This is a genomic window from Vaccinium witches'-broom phytoplasma str. VAC (genome assembly GCF_000309405.1).
In the GTDB taxonomy this organism is placed as follows: Bacteria; Bacillota_I; Bacilli_A; order Acholeplasmatales; family Acholeplasmataceae; genus Phytoplasma.
Genome location: NZ_AKIN01000046.1, coordinates 1 through 7,412, shown reverse-complemented (window position 1 = coordinate 7,412; position 7,412 = coordinate 1). Strand labels below are relative to the sequence as shown.

The window sequence follows — 7,412 nt, the reverse complement described above, 5'->3', positions numbered from 1 at the left end:
ATTATAAAATTAAATATTTTTATAAAAAGTAATGTTTTTATCCAATTTGAAATTATTTATATATTCATAATTTTGCGATTCTGTAAAACCATAAGCATATAAAATAAAAAACATATATAAATCATTAGATTCTTTTTTTATATCAAAATCTAAGATTATTTTAAAAACATTTTCTTCCAATTCTGATTCCAACAAATTATTATCTAATCCTTGTTTAAATACAGATTTATATATTTCAATATGGTTGTTATTTTTTAATTTATAATTAAATAATCCTTCTTCTGAAACATTATCTATTATTATTCTTTCTAAAAAACCTATAAAATTATAACGATCATATATAGGATTATCTAAATCACTAGCATTACTATATAAACATATTTTAGCATTATTTGTATTAACAAATTGTTTTACATTTATATTAAATTTAATTAAAAAACCATTGTATTTTTCTTTTAAATTTTTCAAATCATAAACCCCTAATTTTTTACTAAGGTTTATTTTTGTTTCAAATAAAAATTTAATGATATTCTTTTCATGAAAAGAATTATTAATTTGAATTATTTGTTGTTTAGGTAAATTTTCAAAAGGTATTTCTATGTTATTATCGTTAAAATTAGAATTATTTTGTAATTCATTGTTTTCCATCGCCATAACGGAATTATTACTAATAATTAAAAAAAATCCTAAACTAATAAATAAAACGATTTTAAAAAATAATAAATTTGTTTTTAATTTAAACATTATATGAAATCTCCTTTGATATTGATAATAACAATAAAATATATTTTAAATTATTTAAGGTCTTCTAGGATTGTTTTGTTGATTTTGATCGTTTTGTTGCGGCATGGCGTTATGGACAATAATTTGTTGAGCAGCGATACGACTACTTAATTCAACATTTTGCCTCACAAGATTATTAATAACTTCCTCAGAAGAGTTATTATTTCTAGCATTAAAAATTTGTTGAACTATTCCAGCTTGTTGAAAATTTAAATTTTGTAAAATACGAACTTGATTTTGAAAATTAGTATGATCCATTATCATGTCCGTTATTTTGAGATATATGACCATTATTCATTGCCATAACATAATAATTATTAGTTATAAATAAAATTCCTAATAAAACAAATAAACAAAAACTTATTATTTTAAATTGATTTTGTAATTTAATCATTAATTAAACCTCCTTTTATTTTTTATTCCCAACCAGGAATTGTTTTTTCATTTCGGTTTCTTCTTGATTAATTGTATTTATTTTAAGATAATGATCCGTAATGTTTCTCTTCAAGTGTTTTATATCTTCAATATTTAAATTATCTATATCTTTTATTATTTGTTGTATGTCTATTTTTATTTGATTATATTCAAATACGATTTCATAATTTTTATTATCTTTGTTATCTAAAATATTTGAACATATTTTTTTTAAATCATTTTTATGATAATTTAATTCTATTTCTTGTTTTATAGGATACCAGTATCTATCAACTTCTTCTTTGTGCATATCTATTGTATTACAACCGCAACAAACCGCTGCGCAAACTTTGAAAAAAAGTAATACCGTTTCAATATATGAATTCATAATTTTCAATTTCTCCTTTTGTAATTAAAAAAAAATGATTATATTATTATCTATTCCTTGATTCTATTAATTTTTTTTTGAAATTTTCTTCTAGCTCTTAATCGTTAAGAAAGGGTGTGATTAATTTTTGTTTCTAATACTTTCATTTTAAAAATTAAGGTTTGATATTTAGTCAAATAATTCTTTAATTTCTTCATCTAATTGTTGGATTATTCTTTATAATTTGCTCTAATATTATAAAAATTTGATTTTTATCTTTTTTATCGCCATTTAAAATAATCCATTTGGTTACATTTTTAATATCGTCATTAATTAAATTTGGATATTTTTGTTTTGAATTTTCAACAAAATCTATTATTTGTTTTTCTATAACGTTAATCATATTCATCTTGTATGAAATTGATTCATTTTCATAATTAACTGCCATAACGGAATTATTGCTATTAATTAAAAAAAATCCTAAACCAATAAATAAAACGATTTTAAAAAATAATAAATTTGTTTTTAATTTAAACATTAATTAATTCTCCTTTTATTTTGATTTCTTTATATTTTAACATATTGGAAGTTGTTAAAACATTTATCACCAGTCATCGCTGGTTCTTTTATTATTTTCGGCTTCTTGGACTTTATCGTTATTGTGTTTATCTTGGTAAATCGATAAAGTTTTTCTTTTTGGGTTGAAGTGGAGATGGAAATCAGTTAATTCAAAGTTAGAATTGGAAACACGTGCGCGACCAAGGTAATAGTCTTTGTCTTCGTCTAAGAAGTGTTTAGGACCTTTGTATTTAAGGATTAAGCAATTACCGCTTGAGTCTGCTTTGAATTGTTTTTCGAAATTGATATTTGAATATAAATGACTGTCATCTTTCATATCAAATTGAGCATGTTTGAATCCATTCACTGAGGTTTCCTTCCAAAGGTCGAAGGGATAACGGTCTTCGATGTAATAAGCTAAGTTAGAGGGTTCTTTTTGTGTTTCGAGGCGTTCTTGAGCGATTGAAATATCGTTATGACTACCTTTTTTTTCTTGAAGTTGTTGTTCATAATAACCAATTCCATTAAGGCCATCGAAGGTGTATTTGGCTTTAATCATTGTACATTTTTTATTATCGTCATACCATTCTTCGATGTTTTCTAATGCGGTTTCTTTTAAAATAGGAATTTTTTCTTTTGGTAATTTATTGATTTTTTTTTCGGTTAAAACAATAAAAACAATAAAACCAATAATTAAAAAAAGAAGTACCCCTAAAATAATAAAAAACCATTTAATGATTTTTTTAATATTAAACATGATTAGTCCCTTTCGGTTAATTTATAACATACCAACATTTTAACACATTTTACTTTTGAATTTGAATTAAAACCATTTTTTTAACCAAGAAGTTACTTTATTAACATTTTCCTTTGTACCGTTAATTGTTTGTTTTATATTTTCTTTAAATTTTGTTTTCAAAGGTTGAATTGCGGCACTATAGGTAAGATCTTGTTGTTTAAAAATTTCATCAAGTTCGTCAAATTTTTTTGTTTTTTCGATTAATTTATTTTTATTATCTTTTAAGGTTACTTTAGTTGCTTCATGGGCTTTTTGTTCGTCTTTTATTTGTTCTTTAAGTTTATTGATTTCATGACGGAGTTCGGCGTTTTCTTCAAGATATTTACCAGAGACATTTTCTAAAGCTTTAATGGTTCCTTCTAAAGCTTCAATGTGAAGGCCTTGTTGCACCCATTTATCGATTTGTTGTTCTAATTCCTCGCTTAAACGATTAATTTCGTTTGCTTGTTCGTTGATGATTTGGTTTAAGTGGTTGATTTCTTGGTCTTTTTGGTAGATAGTTGCTTGATATTCTTTTTCTTTTTGTTGAAAATTAGTAGTTAATTGATTGATTTCCTGTTGAAGGGCTTGTTTTTCTTGTTCAGATAAAGCTTGATTAGTTATTAATTCTTGGTTTTTAGTTTCAATTAGGGATTTTTGTTCTTGGAGTTGGTTTTGGAGTTGTTCGGTCATTTGGTTTTGTTCGTTGATTTGATTGATTAATTCATTAATTTGTTTTTCTTTTTCGGTGTTGATGGTTTTTTCTTGGTGAAGGTCAGTTTCTAATTGATTAATCTTTTGATCTTGGGTAAAAATTTCGTTTTCTTTAGAACGGATTTTTTCAGTTTGTTGATTGATTTCTTTTTGGAGTGCTTGTTTTTCTTGTTTGGATAGTTTTTGATTGTTTTCTAATTCTTCTTGTTTTTGAATTAAATCATGTTCTAAATTAGCTTTTTGAGTTTCTAAAGCTAAACTATTAATTTTTTCTTGTTGGAGTTTAATTTCTAATAAGTTTTTGGCTTTGATGATTTCTTCAGGAGTTAGTTGTTGACTTTCCGTTGTTTGGTTAGTTTCTTTTAATTCCTCGCCAAGTGGTGGTGTGTGTTGGAGTTGTTCTTGTTGTAGTAAGGTAGGTTCAGTTGTTGATTCAACTGAACTCTTATCAGGGATTGTTAAGGTTACCAGTTTCACTTTCTTCTTGAGTTGTTTCTTCTTGATTTGTTTCTTCTTGAATTGGATTAACTATAGTTGATAATTCATTGTTTGGTTGTTGTTGAATAGATGGTGTTTGTAAGATTGGTGGTTGGGGATTTTCCATTTTATGGGTTAATTGTTGTGGGGGATTAGGAGTTTTAGTTTCTTCGTGATAAAATTGGTAAAGTTCGTAAGCAGTTGAAACTAAAGAAACCCAAAATAAAGCTTTACTACCAATTTTAAGGATTTTACCACCGACATTCGCTATTTTGGAAGTAGCTTTTTTTTGAATGATGACTTTAGTTCCTTTTTTAATAGTTTTTTTCTTCCCGCTTTTTAGCCAATTACCTACTTTCCCAATTCCCAAACAAATTCCGATGACGCTTAAAGTAGTTGTTAGATAATAACCTAATTTATTTTTCGGTGAAGGAGTATGATTAGGATCTTTATCATTACCTGTTACTTTATTATAAATATACTCGATAACTTGACGAATTGGTTGAGTGGCTTTATCATAAAACACTTTAGTTTTAGCTGCTGCATCACCAGTAAAAGTGTTGATTTGGTTTAAAACTTCAGGAAAGAATTTAAAAAGGGTCCAATAAATCGCCCCACCAATTAATAATAATGGGATGAACCATTTGAGGATATTAAAGAAAGTTTTAATGATTTTAAGAAACCAGTTTTCTTTTTTAGCTTTTGTTTCAATAATTATTTTAGGAATTGGAGTTTTTCTTTTGATAATTATTTCGTTAGATTTATTGTTTTTGGATTGATTTTTAGTGTTTTTATTTGTTTTTTTTGACATATTTTTACTCGCTTTCTTGATTTGATTTAAAGTTTTTAAAATTAAAAAAGACTCTAATTTAGAGTCTTTTAATGTTGGCAAAATTATTTTTGATTATTATTTTGAGATATTGCGTGATGTTTATCTTGGTAAATCGATAAAGTTTTTCTTTTTGGGTTGAAGTGGAGATGGAAATCAGTTAATTCAAAGTTAGAATTGGAAACACGTGCGCGACCAAGGTAATAGTCTTTGTCTTCGTCTAAGAAGTGTTTAGGACCTTTGTATTTAAGGATTAAGCAATTACCGCTTGAGTCTTCTTTGAATTGTTTTTCGAAATTGATATTTGAATATAAATGACTGTCATCTTTCATATCAAATTGAGCATGTTTGAATCCATTCACTGAGGTTTTTTCATAATTAAATCCTTTGTTATTCCAACGGTCGAAAGGATAACGGTCTTTGATGTAGTTGGCGAGGTTAGAGGGTTCTTTTTGAAGTTCGCGAAGATTATCGACCAACTTTAATTCTTTTCTTAAATTTTCTTCTCGAGTTTGAAAAGTTTTAAGATTATTTTTAATGTCAATAATTTCTTGATTTTTATCTTTAATGGTTTGTTCGTATTTTTCAGGTGTTTGGTTTAAGGTTACTAATTCTTGTTCTAATTTTGGAATTTTGTTTTCTTGGTGTATTTTAGTTAATTGCTGATTAATATCATTTAATTCAGATTGGATTTGAGAATAGCGACGATTGTAATAGTTAATTCCGTTTAAACTATCAAAAGTAAAATTGGTTTCTATTTTGGTTTCATCTTTGGGTTTATCTAAATATTGATTGAACCCTTGACGCCATTGGGCGTATTGATTTTCACAAGCTTCTCTTCTTTTTTTAACCTGACTATAATCAGGTTTTGTTTTTAATTTTAGTTGTAAGACTTCTTCGATATCAGAAGGCAACATGACTTCATGAGTTTGAGGGTTTTATTGAGCCCATTTAGCTGTTTTTTTGTAAGCTTCTTCTATGATGGTCGTTAAATCACGATTAGAGAGATTTTTGCCTTGACATAATTGGGTAATATCTTTTAAAACTAAGAAAGTATGATAACTAATTTGATAAGGAACAATAATATGTTTTAAATAACCTTCAATTTCATGATCTTTTAAATGACCGATATAGATTTCTTTACTGAAACGACTGTGTAAAGCGGAATCAATTTTATGAAGGTTATTAGTAGCTCCCATTAAGACAATTTTTTTATTACTACTGTTAAAACCATCTAATTTATCTAATAAAGTATTAATCACATTGACTCCTCCTGAAGAAATGTTAGAATCATTACGATTTTCTAATCCTTCGATTTCGTCAATAAAGATAATGGTTTTATCATGATTTTCTGCTTCTTGCCAAACTTTATCAACTTCTTTTTCTCCTTCGCCGATGTATTTTTGTCGGAATTTGGAAGGAATTAAATTAATAAAGTGAACGTTAGCTTCTCCACAAAGTGCTTTGATTAAAAAGGTTTTTCCTGTTCCTGGTGGACCATAAAGTAAATAACCTTTAGGGCGGACTTGATCGAAGTTAATTAAGGATTGGTTCGTGCGAAAATAAGTTAATAAGTCTTCTAATTCTTCTTTTTCTGTTTCCATGCCGTAAACGTCTTTAAATGTCACTTGTTTTTTAGTATGAGGAAGAGGTTTATTTTCTTTTAAATGATTTAATTGGATAGTTAAATTTTTCTTTTGTTTTTCAAAAGCGAATTTTTGATCAGTTAAGAACAGTTGAAAATCATTTAGATTTTTTAATTCAGTTTGATTTTTTCGATATTCTTTTTGCGTTTTTAATTCTTCAATTCTTTTTTGATTAGCTTCGACATAATTAAGAGCTTGGTTTAATTGAAAAATTTGTTTTTGGAGGTTTTCTTGGGTTTGAAGTTGGGCTTTTTCTTGAGCTAATTTTTCTAATTCTTCTTGTTTTTCTTTTTGATTTTGGTTTAAAGCTTTTCTTTGTTCTAATAAATTATTGACTAAAGTTTGTTGAGTTTGTTGTTGGTTTTTCAGTTCTGTTAATTGTTGTTGTTTTTGGGTTTTCGTGTTTGGGGGTAATTGTGGGTTATTAGTTAATTCGGTTTGGAGAGTTTTAATTTTAGTAATAATGTCGGTTAAAGTTTTAACATTTTCATCAATTTGGGTTTTTAAGGTGCGATCTTGTTGTTGGAGTTCTTGAATTTTGGCTTGTTCTAATTTGATTTGGTTATCGATCTCTTGTTGTTTTGTTGATGAGGGTTGATTAGTTAATGATGGGTTTTGAGTTGGTAGATGAGAATGAGTGATACCAAAGATTAATAAAATCAACAAACCTAAACTCAATAATCCAATCAAACTCAAATAAATTTTTTTGTTTAATGACATAGATAACCTCCTTTCTTAGATTTTTTAAAAGAAAATAATTGGATTATTTTAAAATTAAAGTTTTCACTTTATCTTTAATGGTTTTGGAAAGTTTGAAAGTGACTACTGTTTTGGCAGGTATTTTTA

8 protein-coding genes and 2 pseudogenes are annotated in these 7,412 nt (G+C 26.6%); all 10 read right to left on the bottom strand.

Annotated elements, in window-relative coordinates; genetic code table 11:
- Positions 1 to 9: 9 nt before the first annotated feature.
- A complete protein-coding gene (locus tag RI68_RS04285) occupies positions 10 to 744 on the bottom strand; it encodes an SVM family protein (RefSeq protein ID WP_017193480.1) in 735 nt (244 codons plus the stop codon).
- A gap of 54 nt (positions 745 to 798) precedes the next feature.
- The gene (locus RI68_RS04045; protein WP_017193479.1) at positions 799 to 1,041 is read right to left on the bottom strand and encodes a hypothetical protein; all 243 of its coding nucleotides are present in this window, start codon (positions 1,039 to 1,041) and stop codon (positions 799 to 801) included.
- Positions 1,028 to 1,177: an SVM family protein gene (locus RI68_RS04040; RefSeq protein ID WP_017193478.1), complete on the bottom strand. Its 150-nt coding sequence runs from the start codon at positions 1,175 to 1,177 to the stop codon at positions 1,028 to 1,030. The genes RI68_RS04045 and RI68_RS04040 overlap by 14 nt, the downstream gene beginning before the upstream one ends.
- Positions 1,178 to 1,192: 15 nt before the next feature.
- Positions 1,193 to 1,585 (bottom strand): hypothetical protein, encoded by a 393-nt coding sequence (locus tag RI68_RS01430; protein WP_017193477.1) that lies wholly within the window; start codon positions 1,583 to 1,585, stop codon positions 1,193 to 1,195.
- A 193-nt stretch (positions 1,586 to 1,778) separates the two neighbouring features.
- The gene (locus tag RI68_RS01425; RefSeq protein WP_017193476.1) at positions 1,779 to 2,102 is read right to left on the bottom strand and encodes an SVM family protein; all 324 of its coding nucleotides are present in this window, start codon (positions 2,100 to 2,102) and stop codon (positions 1,779 to 1,781) included.
- Positions 2,103 to 2,168: 66 nt separating this feature from the next.
- Positions 2,169 to 2,879: a hypothetical protein gene (locus tag RI68_RS01420; RefSeq protein WP_017193475.1), complete on the bottom strand. Its 711-nt coding sequence runs from the start codon at positions 2,877 to 2,879 to the stop codon at positions 2,169 to 2,171.
- Between the two features lie 66 nt (positions 2,880 to 2,945).
- Positions 2,946 to 4,091, bottom strand: a complete 1,146-nt coding sequence (locus RI68_RS04280) for a hypothetical protein (RefSeq protein ID WP_017193474.1) — start codon at positions 4,089 to 4,091, stop codon at positions 2,946 to 2,948.
- The gene (locus RI68_RS01405) at positions 4,063 to 4,902 is read right to left on the bottom strand and encodes a hypothetical protein (RefSeq protein ID WP_017193473.1); all 840 of its coding nucleotides are present in this window, start codon (positions 4,900 to 4,902) and stop codon (positions 4,063 to 4,065) included. Before RI68_RS01405 ends, RI68_RS04280 begins: the two co-directional genes overlap by 29 nt.
- A gap of 83 nt (positions 4,903 to 4,985) precedes the next feature.
- Positions 4,986 to 7,286 (bottom strand): annotated as a pseudogene (locus RI68_RS04430) (AAA family ATPase).
- Positions 7,287 to 7,329: 43 nt separating this feature from the next.
- Positions 7,330 to 7,412: pseudogene (locus tag RI68_RS04265) on the bottom strand (HU family DNA-binding protein); the annotation flags it as partial.